This window comes from Variovorax sp. AC194 (genome assembly GCF_979257995.1).
This window is the reverse complement of the sequence record NZ_OZ409823.1, coordinates 4,256,699-4,274,169: the sequence shown is the minus strand read 5'-3', so window position 1 is coordinate 4,274,169 and position 17,471 is coordinate 4,256,699. Positions and strand designations below refer to the sequence as shown.

The 17,471-nt window shown below is 68.2% G+C and carries 13 protein-coding genes; 8 read left to right on the top strand and 5 right to left on the bottom strand.

The window, feature by feature from the left end; all coding sequences use genetic code 11:
- Nucleotides 1-17: 17 nt before the first annotated feature.
- The 4 genes from pstB (at nt 18) to phoR (ending at nt 3,714) form a co-directional block, all read left to right on the top strand.
- Nucleotides 18-797, top strand: coding sequence for a phosphate ABC transporter ATP-binding protein PstB (gene pstB, locus ACZYRS_RS20335; protein ID WP_093435048.1), 780 nt, complete (start codon nt 18-20; stop codon nt 795-797).
- Nucleotides 798-806: 9 nt separating this feature from the next.
- Nucleotides 807-1,508: a phosphate signaling complex protein PhoU gene (phoU, locus tag ACZYRS_RS20330; protein WP_198784329.1), complete on the top strand. Its 702-nt coding sequence runs from the start codon at nt 807-809 to the stop codon at nt 1,506-1,508.
- A 131-nt stretch (nt 1,509-1,639) separates the two neighbouring features.
- Complete coding sequence (phoB, locus tag ACZYRS_RS20325) at nt 1,640-2,332, top strand: phosphate regulon transcriptional regulator PhoB (protein ID WP_056580146.1); 693 nt, start codon at nt 1,640-1,642, stop codon at nt 2,330-2,332.
- A gap of 44 nt (nt 2,333-2,376) precedes the next feature.
- A complete protein-coding gene (gene phoR, locus ACZYRS_RS20320; protein ID WP_463420692.1) occupies nt 2,377-3,714 on the top strand; it encodes a phosphate regulon sensor histidine kinase PhoR in 1,338 nt (445 codons plus the stop codon).
- A 3-nt stretch (nt 3,715-3,717) separates the two neighbouring features.
- Here the strand turns inward: phoR and ACZYRS_RS20315 are convergent, their stop codons facing one another.
- The 3 genes from ACZYRS_RS20315 to ACZYRS_RS20305 all read right to left on the bottom strand — a co-directional run bounded on the left by ACZYRS_RS20315 (nt 3,718) and on the right by ACZYRS_RS20305 (nt 7,163).
- Nucleotides 3,718-5,061, bottom strand: coding sequence for an MATE family efflux transporter (locus tag ACZYRS_RS20315; RefSeq protein WP_463420691.1), 1,344 nt, complete (start codon nt 5,059-5,061; stop codon nt 3,718-3,720).
- Nucleotides 5,062-5,064: 3 nt separating this feature from the next.
- Nucleotides 5,065-6,792 (bottom strand): hypothetical protein, encoded by a 1,728-nt coding sequence (locus ACZYRS_RS20310; protein ID WP_463420690.1) that lies wholly within the window; start codon nt 6,790-6,792, stop codon nt 5,065-5,067.
- A gap of 101 nt (nt 6,793-6,893) precedes the next feature.
- Nucleotides 6,894-7,163, bottom strand: a complete 270-nt coding sequence (locus ACZYRS_RS20305; RefSeq protein ID WP_007836661.1) for a type B 50S ribosomal protein L31 — start codon at nt 7,161-7,163, stop codon at nt 6,894-6,896.
- Between the two features lie 191 nt (nt 7,164-7,354).
- Here ACZYRS_RS20305 and ACZYRS_RS20300 point away from each other — a divergent pair, with 191 nt between their 5' ends.
- Nucleotides 7,355-8,422: an oxidoreductase gene (locus ACZYRS_RS20300; RefSeq protein ID WP_463420689.1), complete on the top strand. Its 1,068-nt coding sequence runs from the start codon at nt 7,355-7,357 to the stop codon at nt 8,420-8,422.
- 53 nt (nt 8,423-8,475) lie between these two features.
- Here ACZYRS_RS20300 and rho read toward each other — a convergent pair whose 3' ends face one another.
- Nucleotides 8,476-9,741, bottom strand: a complete 1,266-nt coding sequence (gene rho / locus ACZYRS_RS20295) for a transcription termination factor Rho (protein ID WP_013540932.1) — start codon at nt 9,739-9,741, stop codon at nt 8,476-8,478.
- 181 nt (nt 9,742-9,922) lie between these two features.
- Nucleotides 9,923-10,255, bottom strand: coding sequence for a thioredoxin TrxA (gene trxA / locus ACZYRS_RS20290; protein ID WP_042578306.1), 333 nt, complete (start codon nt 10,253-10,255; stop codon nt 9,923-9,925).
- Nucleotides 10,256-10,412: 157 nt separating this feature from the next.
- Between trxA and ACZYRS_RS20285 the strand changes: the two genes are divergently transcribed.
- From ACZYRS_RS20285 to ACZYRS_RS20275, 3 genes are read left to right on the top strand one after another with little or no spacing between them, the layout of a single operon-like run.
- On the top strand, nt 10,413-12,968 hold the full coding sequence (locus tag ACZYRS_RS20285; protein WP_463420688.1) for a PD-(D/E)XK nuclease family protein: 2,556 nt from the start codon (nt 10,413-10,415) through the stop codon (nt 12,966-12,968).
- Nucleotides 12,965-16,222, top strand: a complete 3,258-nt coding sequence (locus ACZYRS_RS20280; RefSeq protein WP_463420687.1) for a UvrD-helicase domain-containing protein — start codon at nt 12,965-12,967, stop codon at nt 16,220-16,222. The genes ACZYRS_RS20285 and ACZYRS_RS20280 overlap by 4 nt, the downstream gene beginning before the upstream one ends.
- A complete protein-coding gene (locus ACZYRS_RS20275) occupies nt 16,219-17,457 on the top strand; it encodes a TIGR03862 family flavoprotein (RefSeq protein WP_463420686.1) in 1,239 nt (412 codons plus the stop codon). The genes ACZYRS_RS20280 and ACZYRS_RS20275 overlap by 4 nt, the downstream gene beginning before the upstream one ends.
- The last annotated feature ends 14 nt before the right edge of the window (nt 17,458-17,471 follow it).

Here is a 17,471-nt window from a genome sequence, read left to right as displayed (position 1 = left end):
GAAGAAGAAGATCTCCCATGCCAAATACCGTCGCACAACCGTCGCGCTCGAAGATCTCGGTCAAGGACCTGAACTTCTACTACGGCAAATTCCACGCGCTCAAGGGCATCAACCTCGAGATTCCCGAGAACAAGGTCACGGCCTTCATCGGCCCGTCGGGCTGCGGCAAGTCGACCTTGCTGCGCACCTTCAACCGCATGTTCGAGCTCTACCCCGAGCAGCGCGCCGAGGGCACGATCGCCCTCGATGGCGAGAACCTGCTGACCTCCAAGCAGGACGTGGCGCTCATCCGCGCCAAGGTCGGCATGGTGTTCCAGAAGCCCACGCCGTTCCCGATGTCGATCTACGACAACATCGCCTTCGGCGTGAAGCTGTTCGAGAGCCTCTCGGCCAGCGAAATGGACGACCGCGTGGAGTGGGCCCTGAAGAAGGCCGCGCTCTGGACCGAAGTGCGCGACAAGCTGCAGCAAAGCGGCTCGGGCCTCTCGGGCGGCCAGCAGCAGCGCCTGTGCATTGCGCGCGGCATCGCGATCAAGCCCGAAGTGCTGCTGCTGGACGAGCCGTGCTCCGCGCTCGACCCGATTTCCACCGCGAAGATCGAAGAACTGATCGCCGAGCTCAAAAACGAGTACACCGTGGTCATCGTGACGCACAACATGCAGCAGGCGGCCCGCTGCAGCGACTACACCGCCTACATGTACCTGGGTGACCTGATCGAATTCGGCGCGACGGAGCAGATGTTCTTCAAGCCGCAGCGCAAGGAAACCGAGGACTACATCACCGGCCGTTTCGGCTAAGGAGACACCATGAGCGAGAAACATCTTTCCAGCCAGTTCGACAGCGAACTCAACGGCGTCTCGTCGCGCGTGATGGAGCTCGGCGGCATGGTCGAGTCGCAGATCCACACGGCGGTGTACGCGCTGCTGCAGTTCGACGCCGATGCCGCCGACCGCGTGATGGAGACCGAGCACCGCGTCAATGCGATGGAAATCGACATCGACCGCGAGCTCTCGTCGATCATCGCGCGCCGCCAGCCGACGGCTCGCGACCTGCGCCTCCTGATCGCCATCAGCAAGACCACGGCCAACCTGGAGCGCGTGGGCGACGAGGCCAACAAGATCGCGCGCATGGTCAAGTCGATCATCGAGAGCGGTTCGGCCCGCCAGCTGCCCACGACCGAGTTGCGCATCGCCGCCGATCTGGCCTCGGGCCTCCTGCGCACCGCGCTGGACGCATTCGCGCGCCTGGACACGGCCGCGGCGCTGTCGATCCTGAAGGACGACGACCTGATCGACAAGGAGTTCGACGGGTTCGTGCGGAAGCTCGTCACCTACATGATGGAAGACCCCCGCACCATCTCGGCCAGCCTCGATCTGCTGTTCCTGGCCAAGGCCATCGAGCGCATCGGCGACCACGCCAAGAACATCGCCGAATTCATCATCTACATCGTCAAGGGTGCCGATGTGCGGCACACTTCGATGCAGGAAATCGAGTCCGCGCTTCAATGACAAACCCCCAGGCTTGCCCACTTCGTGTGGCCGCCAACCCCCTTGCAGGGGGCAACGCCTGCGGCCCGGCAAAGCCGGTTCCGCGGCGTTCGCTGGAAGGGACCGGGGTGACCATCAAGTGAGCAGATAACATGAAAAAACCCCGAGTCCTGATCGTCGAAGACGAGTCCTCGATCGCCGAGCTGATCGCCGTCAACCTGCGCCACAACGGCTTCGAGCCGATCTGGTCGGAAGACGGTGCCGCAGCGCAGCGCGAAATCGACGCTTTCCTGCCCGACCTGATCCTGCTCGACTGGATGCTGCCGGGCCAGAGCGGCCTGCAGCTGGCACGCCAGTGGCGCAAGGACCCGCGCACCAAGGCCATCCCGATCCTGATGCTGACCGCGCGCGGCGACGAGCCCGACAAGGTCGCGGGCCTGGATGCCGGTGCCGACGACTACATCACCAAGCCCTTCTCCACGCAGGAAATGCTGGCCCGCATCCGTGCGGTGTTGCGCCGCCGCGCGCCCGAGGTGGTGACCGAGCGCGTGGAAATCGGCGAGCTCGCCCTGGACACCTCCACGCACCGCGTGACCTGGCAGGGCGCTGCGCTCAAGGTCGGCCCGACCGAGTTCAAGCTGCTGGCCTACCTGATGCAGCATGCCGAGCGCGTGCACAGCCGCGCACAGCTGCTCGACAAGGTGTGGGGCGATCACGTCTACATCGAGGAACGCACGGTCGACGTGCACGTCAAGCGCCTGCGCGAATCGCTGGGTGCCGCCGCGCCGATGGTCGAAACCGTCCGGGGAGCAGGCTACCGCCTGACCGCCCAAGTCACGGTTTGAACGCCGTGGCGTCTCTTGGCCGCGGGCGCGGATAATCGCCCGCCATGCCCTTCCGAATCGCTACCTTTTTAATAGCGTCCCTTGCAATAGGCGCGGGCGCTGTCGGCATTTTTGGCTGGAAGTTCGGGTGGCTGGGCGCCTGGCTGGGCGCGGTGCTCTGGCTCGCGCTCGACGCCTGGCGCGCCGAGCGGCTGCTGCAGGTGCTGCGCAACGACGCGGCGGGCCTGCCGACCCGCGGACCGGGCGTCTGGGGCGAGCTGGCCGAACGCATCCGCAAGCTGCTGCGCGACCGCGAGCAGCAAACGCGACAGGCCGAAGACCGGCTGCAGGAATTTCTGGCCGCCATCCAGGCATCCCCCAACGGCGTGATCCTGCTCGACGAGCAGGGCCGCATCGAATGGTGCAACCAGACGGCGGCCAGCCAGTTCGGCATCGACGCCGAGCGCGACCTGCTGCAGCACCTGGCGAATCTCGTGCGCGATCCGGCTTTCGTGGCGTACCTGGCCTCCTGGAACTACAGCCGCGACGTCGTCATCGACGCCTCCGGCCCGGGCCATGCGCACCAGCGCAGCCATCCGGTGCGGCTGTCGGTGCAGGTGCATCCCTATGCGGGCAACCGCCGCATGCTGCTCACGCGCGACATCACGGCGCTGGAGCAGGCCGAGGCGATGCGGCGCGATTTCGTCGCGAACGTGTCGCATGAAATCCGCACGCCGCTCACGGTGCTGGCGGGCTTCGTCGAAACGCTGCAGAACCTGCCGCTCGATGCGGACGAACGCACGCGCTACCTCTCGCTGATGGGCCAACAGTCGCACCGCATGGAAACGCTGGTGAACGACCTCTTGACGCTGTCGCGCCTGGAGGGCAGCGCCTCGCCTTCGGGCAACCAGTGGATTCGCATCCGCGCCTTGCTTGCGCAGTGCGAAGACGAAGGGCGCGGCCTCTCGGGCCGGCTCGCGCCGCTGGGACATCGCCTGTCGTTCACCATCGATGCCGAATCGGAACTGTCGGGCGCGCCGACCGAATTGCAGAGCGCCATGTCGAACCTGCTGAGCAACGCGATCCGCTACACGCCCGGCGGCGGCGAGGTGGCTGTGAGCTGGCGGGTGCTGCCCGATGGGCGCGGCGAGTACGCCGTGAAGGACACCGGGCCGGGCATTGCCGCCGAGCACATTCCGCGGCTCACCGAGCGCTTCTATCGCATCGACCGCAGCCGCTCGCGCGAGACGGGCGGCACGGGGCTGGGGCTGGCGATCGTCAAGCACATTGCACAGCGGCACGGGGCCGAGCTGCGCATCGAGAGCACGGTGGGCAAGGGGAGCCGGTTCGCGCTGGTGTTTCCGGCGGCGCGGGTGCGCGAGGCGCGCGTGCTGGCCAAGTGAGCTTCAGCCCGCCCGCTTCTTCATCGTCCAGCGCAGCAGCGCCGCGAACAGCAGGCCTGTGAGCACCAGCGCCCCGGCGCTCATGATCCAGAACGCCAGCGGCGATTGCATCGCGGCCCAGGGACCGAGGCCGCGATAGGCCAGCAGATAGCTGCCGCCCAGGCCCAGGCCCCAGAGCATCGCGCAATAGATGACCAGCGGCGCCAGCGTCACGCGGTAGCAGCGCAGCACGAACACGCAGAGCGTCTGCAGCGCATCGGCAACGTGGTAGACCGCCACGGCCAGCAGCAGCGAAGCGGCCAGCGCGATCACGGCGGGGTTGTCCGAATACACGTTCGCAAGCTGGTGGCGCAGCGCGACCATCGCGCCCGCATAGACCAGCGCGCACAGCATGGCCACCTCGAAGCCGAGGCGGCAGGCATGGCGCGCCTTCGCGCGATCGCCGGCACCGAGCCAGAAGCTCACGCGCGCGCTGGTCGCGATGGCGAGCGAGAGCGGCATCATGTACGCCACCGCCAGCAGGTTCGAGGCGATCTGGTGCGCGGCCGCCGCAGTCGTGCCCAGGCGCGCGATGAACAGCGCCATCAACGTGAACGAGGTCACCTCCACCAGCACCGCCAGGCCGCCGGGAACACCCAGGCGCGCGAACTGGCGGATCTGCTGCCAGTCGGGCGGCTCGATGCGTTCCCAGAGCGCATAGCCGCGATAGAAGGCGCTGCTGCGCAGCAGCCAGATCGCGCAGCCGAGCATCGCCCAGTTCACGCACAACGTGGCCCAGGCGCAACCGACCAGGCCCATCGCCGGCAGGCCCGCGCCGCCGAAGGTGAACCAGATCGACAGCGGCAGCTTCACCACCAGCGACGCGAGCTGCAGCCAGGTCACCAATTGGGGCTTGCCCAGGCTCTGGTTCAGGGTGCTGAAGAGGCGAAAGAGAAGGGAGGGCGCCAGCGCGAAGGCGAGCACCGCCAGGTAGGTTTCGACCTCGCCGCGCATCTCCGCCGGCACCTGCGTCCAGCGCAGCGCGCCGCCGGGCAGCAGCAGCGCCACCATGCCCACCGCGATGGCGATGCCGGCCAGGTAGAGCGACTGCCGCACCGAGCGGCCCACCTCGCCGCTGCGGCCCGCGCCGTGCAGTTCGGCCCACACCGGCAGCAGCGCCTGCAGCACGCCCATCAGCGAGACGTACACGCTCACGAAGATCGCCGCGCCGACCGAGAGCGCGGCCAGCGCATGCTCCGAATAGCGGCCCGCGATGATGGTGTCGGTCACGCCGAACGCCATCACGGCCAGCTGGCCGACCAGCACCGTGCCGGCGTGGCGTGCGATCAGTCCCCGTTCGCCCGTCACCGTTCAGGGCACGATCTTTTGGTAGAGCAGCAGGTCGTCCGTCGCGCTGCTGGGACGGCGCAGGGTGCCGCTGAAGCGCCACTTCTCGAGCGGGATGATCGTGTGCAGCCGCTCGATCGTGTCGGGGCTCACCAGCAGCCAGGGGCAGTCGGTGCCCAGCAACAGCGGCTGGAGGTTGAAGTTGCCGTGGTGGCGCAGCGCAGCCGCGTGCGGCCGGCTGAGCGCCAGTTCGGCGATGCAGCTGGGCTGGCCCACGCGCTCGGCGACGGCGCGCACCTGGGGCAGGTAGCTGCGTGCGTAGTCGATGGGCGGCAGCCAGAGCGTCATCAGCAGCATCCAGCAAAGGGCCGTGCCGCCGGCCGGCAGCACCAGCGTCTTCCAGAGCGCGGCGCGGTGGCGCCCCGTGCGCCAGCGTACGAGCCAGCACCAGGCGATGGTCGCGGCCAGCGCGAGCACGAACGCGATCGGGGAGAACTCGGCCACGAAGCCCGGCACCAGTCGCGCGACGCTGGCCGCGGGCTTGCGCGGCATGCCGGTCAGCATGGCGATCCAGTAGAGCCAGCCCAGCACGGCCAGGCCGCTGAAGAAGAGCACGTTGAACCAGTCGATCAGCGCCGCGGCGCTGCGCCGGAAGGTGGGCAGCGCGAAGGCCGCGAGCGTGGCGAAGGCGGGCAGGGCCAGCAGCAGCGAGCGGTCGGAGTAGTCGGTGGTCCAGGTGGCGGCCAGCGGCACGAGCGCGAACCAGAACGGCAGCGCGACGTGGCGCGCCGCGAGCTGGCGCCGCCAGCGCCAGAGCGTCCAGAGGGCAAGCGGCCAGACCGGCCAGGTGAACCACAGCAAGAGCTTGGCCTGGCTGCGGATCTCTCCGCCGATGGAGTTGCCGTCCAGCGTGATCTTCCACTGCGAGAGGCCCAGGCCGAACACCAGCGCCGCCGCCAGCAGCGTGACGCCGATCATCGTCAAGAGGGCGCCGCGGGTGTAGCCGGGGCCGTCGTCGGTGCTGGCGTCCGCGCCCGCCTTGGCGGTGCGGCGCCGCTCGTAGGCGATGTAGATCGCGCTGCCCGTGGCGAGCGCCAGGCCGACGGTCGGTGCGCCGCTCAACGTCATGCCGAGCGTGCCGACCACGAGCGCGATCACCGGGCCCGCGCGGCGGTACGGCAATGCGGCCACGCCATAGAACAGGTGCGAGGCGAAGTACAGCTGGGCGAGCGCCGGCGTGGTTTCATGGCCGAGCTGGGCGAGGCCCAGGCAGGCGATCAGCGCGAGCAGGCCGCCGTCGGCGATGGCGCGCGCGTAGTCGGTCGGGCGCGCCTCGCCGCCGAAGGCGAACGCCACCGGCTGGGCGCGTGCCGTTCGGGCGAGGTAGTAGACGGCGTACCAGGTGGCGGTGAAGGTGCCCCAGAGCATCAGCGCGAAGACGAATCGCACGGCCAGGTCGGGGTTCAGCCACGCGGGGGCGAGCTTGATCGCGATGGCGCCGATCCAGTACGGGACCAGCGCGGGCGTCTCGGGCTGCATGCCCAGCAACAGGGGATCGAACCAGCGCGCGATGCCTTCGGTGCTGCGGGCCAGTTCGGCCATGTAGCCGAAGGCGGTGATGTCGGCGCTCTTCCACGGTCCGCGCCCGACCAGGCCCGGCAGCAGGTAGGCCGCGCACAGCAGCAGCAGCGCGATGCGCGGCAGCCGGCGCACGGCATTCTGGGCAACGATCGCGGGGGTGGGCTGGTTCAAAGGGCGGGGGGCGGGCAGAAAGGGGGAAGGGGAGAAGGAGATTCGGAATGAAAAAGGGCAGCGCGGTAAACCGGGCTGCCCTCGACGCCAAAGCGCGTGCTTTACTTCGAAGCAGCGCCGGTGGTCTTGCCGAAACGGTTGCGGAACTTCTCGACGCGACCGCCCATGTTGTCGACCGACTTCTGCGTGCCGGTGTAGAACGGGTGCGATTCGCTGGTGGTGTCCAGCTTGAACAGGGGGAGCTCGCGACCGTCGTCGGTCTTGCCCATTTCCTTGGTGTTCGCGCACGAACGGGTCACGAACTTGAAACCGTTCGACATGTCGACGAACAGGATTTCGCGGTAATTCGGGTGGATGCCTTCTTTTGCCATGGTGTTTCCTTTTGCGCTGTTGGAATCAATGCGCGGTCGATGCGAGAGCCACAAGCGCGTCGACGGTCGAGATGGACTGGGTCGGCGGCTGTCCCGGGGTGAGGGATCGCTGGGCAGGACGCCCGGCTGCACTTTTCGCGGAGCCAGCGATTATCGCATACTGGCCGTTTTGAGCGAAAAGCGGCCCACAGATGACTTCCACAGCGTTGCGCGCCGGCCTCGTCGGCTACGGCTTTGCCGGCCAGACCTTCCATGCGCCAGTGCTTTCGGCGGTTCCGGGGCTCGAACTGGCCGCCGTGGCGAGTTCGCAGCCGCACAAGGTCCACGCCGACTGGCCCGGCGTGGCCGTGGTGCCGGACGTGGCGGCACTCGTCGCCCGGGCTGATATCGACCTGGTCGTGGTCGCCACGCCCAATGCCCAGCACCATCCGGTCGCCAAGGCGGCGCTGGAGGCCGGCAAGCACGTGGTGGTGGACAAGCCTTTCACGCTCGACGTGACCGAGGCGAAGGAGCTCGAATCGTTGTCTCGGCGCAACAATCGGGTCCTGGCGGTTTATCAGAACCGGCGTTTCGACGCCGATTACCTGACGTTGAAGGACCTTCTTGCGAGCGGCGAGCTGGGCCGGCCGGTGTACCTGGAGTCGCATTTCGACCGCTTCCGCCCTGAGGTGCGCGAGCGCTGGCGGGAGCAACCGGTGCCGGGTTCGGGCCTCTGGGTGGACCTGGGCTCGCACCTGGTCGACCAGGCCGTGCAACTCTTCGGCCGGCCCGACACGCTGCAACTGGACACGGCCGCTCTGCGCGACGGCGCGCTGGTCGAAGACTATTTCCATGCCGTGCTGCGCTACGAGAGCGGCCCGCACGCACCCCTGCGCGTGGTGCTGCACGCCACCACGCTCGCGGCCCATGCGGCGCCGCGCTACATCGTGCACGGCACGCGAGGCAGCTATGTCAAGCACGGCGTCGACCCGCAGGAAGATGCACTGCGAGCCGGCCAGCGGCCGCCCGCCGAAGGGTGGGGCGCCGATCCGCTCGATGGCGAACTCACACTGATCGGCAGCGACGGGGCGCCGCACTTTCGCGCGTTGCCGACGCAGGCCGGCAACTACGTCGACTACTACGCGGCGGTTCGCGATGCGATCCTGGGCAACGGGCCGAACCCGGTCCCGCCCGAGCAGGCCGTCGCGCTGATGGAACTGCTCGACATCGGCCGCCGAAGTGCAGTCGAAGGCCGCGCCATCCGCATCGAGCGCCCATGAAAAAAGCGCGTGGCCCGTGGGGGGCGACGCGCTTTTGCGGGAGAGCGTGGTGCTCAGCCGCCGCGACGCATCATGTCGAAGAACTCGACATTGGTCTTGGTCGCCTTCATGTTCTTGAGCATCAGCTCCATCGACTCGATCTCGTCCATGTTGTACATGAGCTGACGCAGGATGCGGGTCTTCTGCAGGATCTCGGGCGCCAGCAGCAATTCTTCGCGGCGCGTGCCGCTGCGGTTGAGCTGGATCGAGGGGAACACGCGCTTTTCGTACAGGCGGCGGTCCAGGTGGATTTCGGAGTTGCCGGTGCCCTTGAACTCTTCGAAGATCACTTCGTCCATGCGGCTGCCGGTGTCGATCAGCGCGGTGCCGATGATGGTCAGCGAGCCGCCTTCTTCCACGTTGCGCGCGGCGCCCAGGAAGCGCTTGGGGCGCTGCAGCGCGTTGGAGTCCACACCGCCGGTCAGCACCTTGCCCGACGAGGGCACGACGTTGTTGTAGGCGCGGGCCAGACGCGTGATCGAGTCCAGCAGAATCACCACGTCCTTCTTGAGTTCGACCAGGCGCTTGGCGCGCTCGATCACCATTTCGGCGACGTGCACGTGGCGGGCGGCAGGCTCGTCGAAGGTCGAAGCGATGACTTCGCCCTTCACCGTGCGCTGCATTTCGGTCACTTCTTCGGGGCGCTCGTCCACAAGCAGCACCATCATGTGCACGTCGGGGTAGTTGGCGCTGATCGCGTGGGCGATGTGCTGCATCATCACCGTCTTGCCGCTCTTGGGCGGTGCCACGAGCAGGGCGCGCTGGCCTTTGCCGATGGGGGCGATGATGTCGATGATGCGGCCCGTGATGTTCTCTTCGCCCTTGACGCCGTCGCGTTCCAGCTTCATCTGTTCCTTGGGGAACAGCGGCGTCAGGTTCTCGAACATCACCTTGTGCTTGTTCTGCTCGGGCGGACCGTCGTTGACCTTGTCCAGCTTGGTCAGCGCGAAGTAGCGCTCGCCGTCCTTGGGCGTGCGCACTTCGCCTTCGATCATGTCGCCGGTGTGCAGGTTGAAGCGGCGCACCTGGCTGGGCGAGATGTAGATGTCGTCGGTGCTGGCGGTGAAGCTGGTGTCGGGGCTGCGCAGGAAGCCGAAGCCGTCGGGCAGGATTTCGAGCACACCGTCGGCGAAGACCTGTTCGCCGGCCTTTGCGCGCTTCTTGATGATCGCGAACATCAGCTCCTGCTTGCGCATGCGGCCGACGTTTTCGATCTCAAGCGCTTCAGCCTGCTTGAGGACTTCAGACACGTGCAGTGCCTTGAGTTCGTTTAAGTGCATGGAATGACCCCTCGCGGGGTAATCGAAACGGAAAACGGGGGGAGGTTGAATGTGTAGCGAGAACTGCTGCACTAACCGGGGAACTCGAACCGGTTGCCTGAAAGGGCCGGTGATCTGTGGGAGATTATGACAGGAAAAACGCGCCGGCCAATGCATTGCGCATTGGCCGGGTGAAATGCCTTCAGGCGAGTTGCTGGTCGATGAAGGCCGTGAGTTGCGCCTTGCTCATGGCGCCGACCTTGGTGGCGGCCAGCTGGCCGTCCTTGAACAGCATGAGCGTGGGGATGCCGCGGATACCGAACTTGGCGGGGATGTCGCGGTTCTCGTCCACGTTCAGCTTGGCGATCTGCAGCTTGCCTTCGTAGGTGGCCGACACTTCGTCCAGGATCGGGGCGATCATCTTGCAGGGGCCGCACCATTCGGCCCAGTAGTCGACCAGCACAGGCTGGCTGGACTTGAGCACGTCGGCTTCGAAAGAGGAATCGGAGATGTGTTTGATGAGTTCGCTGGCCATGTGATGTGTCCTTGTGCGCAGAGAGTTTCGGTGCAGCTAAAGTGCAGGTCATTGTGACAGAAACCAAGGGGTGACGTGCCATGCGCAACCGCTATGGCGGCGATAGCCAAAGGCCCGGCGTGTCACCTCAACGCCCTCTCAAACCCCTCGATAGAACATGAACGAAGGCCACCCCGTCCACGCCTTGTGGTGCGACCCCGCCGACGGCGTCGTCGCACGCATCGTCCGCGCGCTCGCCGAGCGCAAGCTGCATGCGGCGCGCACCGTGGTGCTGGTGCCGTATGCGCAATTGATGGGCGTGGCGCGCGGCATGTGGGCGCGCTGCGGCAGCGCGGGCTTCGTGCCGCGCTTCGAGACCACGCACAACTGGGCGCGCAGCGCAGGCGGCTTTCTCCCGACAGGCTACGACATCGCGTTCGACATGGCGCGCGATCTCATCACCGCCCAGGCGCTGCTGTCGCAGGCCGGCTTCAACAACGAGCGCTTCGCCTTGGCAGGCCGCGTCGTCGAGCTGGCCTACCAACTCGCGCCGCTTGCATCGGCATCGCTGCCCGATGCGCGCGTCGGCGAATGGGCCCAGCGTGCTGGGCAGGTGGCCGAGGCAGGCAGCGAGTCGGAGTGGTTCCGCATCGAAAGCGCGCTGATCCGCATCGCCGTCGCCTGGGCCGCGACCTCGGGCTACGCAACCGACGTGCTGCTGCGCGAGAGCACGCGCAACCAGGTCGATGCGCTGATCGTGCTCGAAGGCTTCCAGACCGATCCGCTCACCCAGACGCTGTGCACCCAGTGGGGCGACCACGCGCTGCATCTCTCGCTGGTGCCCGCGAACACGCCCGTGGACCCCGCGGCTTCGCATGTGGCCGCAGACCCCGAGGACGAGGCCGAGCTCGCCGCCGCCTGCGTGCTGCGCCACCTGGCCGAAGGCCGCGCGCCGGTCGCGCTGATCGCCACCGACCGCGCGCTCACACGCCGCATCAGCGCCCAGCTCAAGGCACAGGGCATCGTCACGCACGACGAAACCGGCTGGAAGCTCTCGACCACGCGCGCCGCAGCCACGCTGATGAGCGCGCTGCGCGCCTGCGCTCACGATGCCGCCAGCGACCAAGTTCTGGAATGGCTCAAGAGCGGCGCCGACGGCGACGCGCTGGCCGTGCAGGCGCTCGAAGTGCGCCTGCGACGCGAAGGCCTGCGCGACTGGTCCGCCTGGTGCGGCCTCGCGGCCCGCAGCGAGAAGCCCCAGGACATCGCGTTGCTGCCCTACACCGAAGCCATCGAGGCACGCCGTGCCTCGATGATGAAGTCCAGGCCCGTGGCCGAATGGCTGCGCGCGCTGCGCGAGCTGCTCGAAGGCAGCGGGCAATGGACGCCGCTGGCCGACGACATGGCCGGTGGCAAGGTCATCGCCGCGCTGTGGCTCGATGCCGATTCGCATGGCGATGCCGATGAGTTCCCCGGCGGCCGCCACACGCTGGCCGAGTTCACCGCCTGGGTGCGCGACGTGCTCGAAGACGCGAGCTTCGTGCCGCCCACCGGCGACCTGGCGCCCCGGGTGATCGTGCTGCCGCTCTATCAACTGCTCGGCCGCGCATTCGGCGCCGTGGTCATCCCCGGCTGCGACGACCGCCGCCTGCCCGCATCACCCGAGCCGCCCGGCAACTGGAGCGCCGCCCAGCGCCTCGAGCTGGGCCTGCCTTCGCGCGATACCCTCGAAGCCGCGCAGCGCTCGGCCTGGACCGCGGCCTTGCACAACCCCTGGTGCGAGCTGGTCTGGCGCCAGTCCGACGCGAGCGGCGAGCCGGTCCGCCCGAGCCCGCTGGTGCAGGCGCTGCAACTCGACCATGTGCTGCAGCCCGCGGTCGATCCGCGTCCCGGGCGCGACGTGCCCGTGCAGCCGACCGTATATCCGACGCCCTCGGGCGCATTGCTCCCGCTGGAAAACATCTCGACCAGCGTGTACGAAGACCTGCGCCGCTGCCCCTATCGCTTCTTCGCGCTGCGGCAACTGGGCCTGAGCAGTGCCGACGAGCTCGATGTGGAGGTCGACAAGCGCGACTTCGGCAACTGGCTGCACGCGGTGCTCGGCCATTTCCACGAGGCGCTGATCGAAACCCCGACGCAGGATGCACAGGAGCGCGTGGCAAGCATCGAAGAAGCAGCACAACGCGCCACGCGCGAGTACGCACTCTCCGACGCCGAGTTCCTCCCCTTTGCAGCGGCCTGGCCCGCGGTGCGCGACGGCTATCTCGAATGGCTCGCGGGGCATGAGGCGAGCGGCGCGGTGTTCGTCGAATCCGAACCCTGGAAGGAGCAGCCGCTCGGGGGCCTGCGCCTGGTCGGCCGCCTCGACCGCATCGACCGCACCTCCGACGGCCAGGCCTTCGTGATCGACTACAAGACCGAGTCCGCGAGCGTCACCAAGGATCGCGTGAAGGACCCGACCGAAGACACGCAGCTCGCCTTCTACGCGGCCCTTGTGGCCGACGACACCTTGCGCGCCGCATACGTCAACGTGGGCGAGAAATCCTCGGGCACGCAGACCGTCGAGCAGCCCGCGGTGGTCGAGGCAAGGGACGCGCTGGTGGCCGGCATCATGAGCGACTTCACGCGCATCGCGGAGGGCGCGGCGCTGCCGCCGCTGGGCGAGGGCGCGGTCTGCGACTACTGCGCGGCCCGAGGCCTGTGCAGGAAAGATTTCTGGGAGGTGTCGAAATGAACGGCGCAGCCTACGAACACAACGGCCGCCACGTCACGCGCGAGGCCTTCTACACCGTCGCCTGCGATCCGCGCCGCTCGGTGGCCGTCGAAGCCTGCGCGGGTGCGGGCAAGACGTGGATGCTCGTGTCGCGCATCCTGCGCGCGTTGCTCGAGGAGGGCGACTCCGCCTGCGAGCCGCACGAGATTCTCGCGATCACTTTCACCAAGAAGGCGGCCGGCGAGATGCGCGAGCGTCTCGACCAATGGCTCGAGCAGTTCGCAGAAGAGAGCCCCGAAGAACTGGTCAAGCAACTCGTGATGCGCGGCGTCGAACCTGCCGCCGCGCTCGCTGCCGTGCCGCGAGTGAAGGGCCTCTACAGGCGCCTGCTCGAAGGCGGCCGCCCGGTGCAGTTCCGCACCTTCCACGCCTGGTTCGCGGGCCTGCTGCGCAACGCGCCGCTCGCGGTGCTGCGCGAACTGGGCCTGCCGTCCAACTACGAACTGCTCGAAGACGATGCCGAGGCACGCGGCCACACCTGGCGGCCTTTCTTCGAAGCGGTCACCGCCGACAAGCACGCACTGGCCGACTACTACGCCGTCGTCGCGACGCACGGCCGCTCGCAGACGGCCAAGGCGCTGGGCGAAGCGCTGACCAAGCGCGTCGAGTTCTCGCTGGCCGATGCGGAAAACGCCGTGCAGCATTTCAGTGCGCTCCATCCGTCGCTCGAAGGCCTGGACCAGCCGACCGATGCGCTGCGCGGCGAACCGGTCCGCCGCCGGTGGCTCGATCGCGCCGCGGCGCTCGGCAAGGAGAGCAACAAGACGCCGCAGAAGACCGCCGAGGCCATCATCGACGTGTTCGGCGTCGGTGAACCGCCGAGCGAATCGCTATCGGCGGCGCTCGCGCACCTGAGAAAGAACTTCTTCGTCGCGAGCGAAGACCGTCTCACCAAGAACCTGCAGAAATTCCCCGCCGCGCAGGAGGCCGAGGCCGAGCTCCAGGTGCTGTGCGCCGCGCAGGCCCAGCACGCGGCATGGCTCTACCAGCAGCGCATGACGCGGCTCACGCGCCTCCTGATCGCCGCCTTCGCCGACGTCAAGCGTGCCCACGGCTGGGTCGACATGAACGACGTCGAGCAGGCCGCGCAGCTGCTCCTCGGCCAATCGGCGCTGTCGGGCTGGGTGCAGGAGCGGCTCGACGCGCGCATCGCGCACCTTTTGATCGACGAGTTCCAGGACACCAACCCGCTGCAGTGGCAGGCGCTCTACGGCTGGCTCAGCGCCTACACCGGCGCGGGCGGCAGCGCGCCGCGCGTGTTCATCGTGGGCGACCCGAAGCAGAGCATCTACCGCTTCCGCCGCGCGGAGCCGCAGGTGTTCATTGCCGCGAAGAAATTCGTGCGCGAAGGGCTCGATGGCGAACTGCTCAACTGCGACCACACGCACCGCAACGCGCGCGCGGTGGTCGGACTGGTCAACCAGGCCATGCTGGCCGCGCAGGACGCGGGCGAGTTCGACGGCTACCGCGCCCACACGACAGAGCGCGGCGACGAGGGCGAATTGCTCAAGCTGCCCGCCATCGACCGCGATGCGCTCGGCGATGTGGCCGAAGCCGCGCCCGCCGACGACGGCATGCTGCACTGGCGCGACAGCCTCGTCACGCCGCGCGTGCTGCCCGAAGAGCAACTGCTGCAGAAGGAATGCGAGCAGGCCGCGCGCTGGGTGGCGCAGCGCATCGCCGATGGCATACCACCGCGGCAGATCATGGTGCTGGCGCGCCGGCGCAATCGCCTCTCCGCGATGCAGGACGCGCTGCGCCAGCGCCACATCCCCGTGCAGCAGCCCGAGAAGAACGAGCTGCACGATGCGCCCGAGGTGCAGGACATGGTCGCGCTGATCGATGCGCTGGTGTCGCCCGCGCACGATCTCTCGCTCGCGCGGGCGCTGAAGTCGCCGCTCTTCAACATTGGCGATGAGGCGCTGGTGCAACTGGCGCTGCGGCAGCGCGAGCACGCGTCGAGCTGGTTCGCGCTGATCCAGAAAGGCGAGGGCCTGCCGCCGGTGCTGGCCGAGGCGGGCGCGAGCCTGAAGAAGTGGCAGCGCTGGCTCGTGACGCTGCCGCCGCACGACGCCATCGACGCGATCTTTCACGATGGCGACGTGCTCGCGAAGTTCGGCGCGGCCGTGCCCGCCGCGATGCGCCAGAGCGCGTTGGCCAACCTGCGCGGGCTGATGTCCGCATCGCTCGAGATCGAAGGCGCGCGATTCGCCACGCCCTATGCGCTGGTGCGCGCCCTGCGTGCCGGCGGCGTGCGCGCGCCGTCGGTGGCCGCGCCCGATGCGGTGCAACTGCTGACCGTGCACGGCGCCAAGGGGCTGGAAGCCGACACCGTGCTGATGCTCGACTGCGACGCCGCACCGCCGCGCGCGCAGACCATGGGCGTGCTGGTCGAATGGAAGGGCAGCGACAGCGCGCCGACGCGCTTCGTGTTCCTCGCCAGCGAGAAGACGCCGCCGGCCTGCGCGGCATCGTTGCTCGAAGAAGAGCAGCGCGCGCGCCATCGCGAAGAGCTCAACGGCCTCTACGTCGCGACCACGCGGGCGCGCGAGCGGCTGGTGCTCTCGTCGGTGAAGCCGGCGCGTGCCAACGAGGGCAGCTGGTGGGCGCGGCTGGAATCGGCTTGCGAACCGACCGAGGCCGATGAGCCGCTGGTGGCACTGCCCGTCGAGACTGGCGTGGCCAGCTTCTCGATGAAGCAGATGCCTCCGGCGCCCGCCGCCATCGATCAGCCTTCCGCCAGGAAAGCGGCCGACGCCACGGTCGACGCGCGCGCCGCCGCCTTCGGCCAGGCCATGCACCGGCTGCTCGAATGGGCGGTGCCCGGCGAGGCGCTGCCGCCTGCCCACGTGCGCGCCGCGGCCCGCGAATTCATGCTCGATCCGCAGCAGGCGCGCGGCGCCGCGACGCTGGCCGAACGCATCCGCGCGGGCGCCGGTGCCTGGGTGTGGGACGATCGCAGGGTCGACTGGCATGGCAATGAGGTCACGCTGGTCCACGAAGGCGAGACCCTGCGCATCGACCGTCTGGTGCGCGAGCGCGACAGCGGTGCCTGGTGGATCCTCGACTACAAATCCGCAGCGCGCCCCGAACGGGACGCGACGTTGATCGCACAGATGCAGCGCTACCGCGCGGCCGTGCAACATGCCTACCCCGGTGCCACGGTTCGCGTCGCGTTCCTCACCGGGCAGGGCGAACTGGTAACTCTCGAATGACCCTTTCCCCAACCGTCGCCGTGATCGGCGGCGGACCTGCCGGCCTGATGGCGGCTGAAGTCCTCGGCGCATCCGGCGCGCAAGTGCACGTCTACGACGCCATGCCCTCGGTGGGCCGCAAGTTCCTGCTGGCCGGCCGCGGCGGGCTGAACCTCACGCATTCGGAGCCCTTCGATGTCTTCATGAGCCGCTTCGGCGAGCGCCGTGCGCAGCTCGAACCGATGCTCGCGCAGTTCGGGCCGCAGCAGGCGCGCGACTGGGCGACGGGCCTGGGCATCGAGACCTTCGTCGGCACCTCGGGGCGCGTGTTTCCGAAGGACATGAAGGCCGCGCCGCTGCTGCGCGCGTGGCTGCATCGGCTGCGTTCGGCGGGCGTGCAGTTTCATATGCGCCATCGCTGGCTGGGCGATGCATCGTTCGATGCGGCCGCGCTGCGGTTCGCCACGCCGACCGGCGAGACCTCGGTGAAGGCGGACGCGGTCGTGCTGGCGCTGGGCGGCGCGAGCTGGGCGCGGCTGGGGTCCGATGGCGCGTGGGCCCCGTGGCTGCAAGGCCGCGGCATCGAAGTTGCGCCGCTGCTGCCTGCCAACTGCGGCTTCGACGGGGCAGGGTGGAGCGAGCATTTCTCCAGCCGCTTCGCGGGGCAGCCGTTCAAGTCGGTGGCGATTTCGTTCACCGACAGCCAAGGGCGCAGCTTCGCGCGCAAGGGCGAGTTCGTTGCGACGGCGACGGGCATCGAGGGCAGTCTGATCTACGCAGCTTCTGCTTTGCTGCGCGATGAAATCACCGCGCAGGGCAGCGCGACGTTGTTGCTGGACCTCTTGCCCGATCGCAGCGCGGAACAGGTGCTGGCGGCCGTGAAGCATCCACGCGGTGCGCGGTCGCTGAGCAGTCACCTCAAGAGCCGGCTGGGTCTCGAAGGCATCAAGGCCGGTGTGCTGCACGAGGCGCTGAGCCGCGAGGCGATGCAGGACCCGGCGCAGCTGGCCGCGACGATCAAGGCCGTGCCATTGAAGCTCGTCGCGACGCGGCCCATCGACGAAGCGATCAGCACTGCGGGCGGCGTGCGCTTCGATGCGCTCGATGCGCAGCTCATGGCGAGCGCATTGCCGGGCGTGTTCGTGGCGGGGGAGATGCTCGACTGGGAGGCGCCGACCGGCGGTTACCTGCTGACGGCATCGATGGCCAGCGGTGCGGCCGCAGCGCGCGGCGTCATCCAGAGGCTGGGCCTGTGAAGGCCTCGCGCCCG

Bases quoted from the DNA above. Each gene is read 5' to 3' on its own strand.
- pstB (WP_093435048.1), top strand. From the start codon at position 18: ATGCCAAATACCGTCGCACAACCGTCGCGCTCGAAGATCTCGGTCAAG.
- phoU (WP_198784329.1), top strand. From the start codon at position 807: ATGAGCGAGAAACATCTTTCCAGCCAGTTCGACAGCGAACTCAACGGC.
- phoB (WP_056580146.1), top strand. From the start codon at position 1,640: ATGAAAAAACCCCGAGTCCTGATCGTCGAAGACGAGTCCTCGATCGCC.
- phoR (WP_463420692.1), top strand. From the start codon at position 2,377: ATGCCCTTCCGAATCGCTACCTTTTTAATAGCGTCCCTTGCAATAGGC.
- ACZYRS_RS20305 (WP_007836661.1), bottom strand. From the start codon at position 7,163: ATGGCAAAAGAAGGCATCCACCCGAATTACCGCGAAATCCTGTTCGTC.
- ACZYRS_RS20300 (WP_463420689.1), top strand. From the start codon at position 7,355: ATGACTTCCACAGCGTTGCGCGCCGGCCTCGTCGGCTACGGCTTTGCC.
- rho (WP_013540932.1), bottom strand. From the start codon at position 9,741: ATGCACTTAAACGAACTCAAGGCACTGCACGTGTCTGAAGTCCTCAAG.
- trxA (WP_042578306.1), bottom strand. From the start codon at position 10,255: ATGGCCAGCGAACTCATCAAACACATCTCCGATTCCTCTTTCGAAGCC.
- ACZYRS_RS20285 (WP_463420688.1), top strand. From the start codon at position 10,413: ATGAACGAAGGCCACCCCGTCCACGCCTTGTGGTGCGACCCCGCCGAC.
- ACZYRS_RS20280 (WP_463420687.1), top strand. From the start codon at position 12,965: ATGAACGGCGCAGCCTACGAACACAACGGCCGCCACGTCACGCGCGAG.
- ACZYRS_RS20275 (WP_463420686.1), top strand. From the start codon at position 16,219: ATGACCCTTTCCCCAACCGTCGCCGTGATCGGCGGCGGACCTGCCGGC.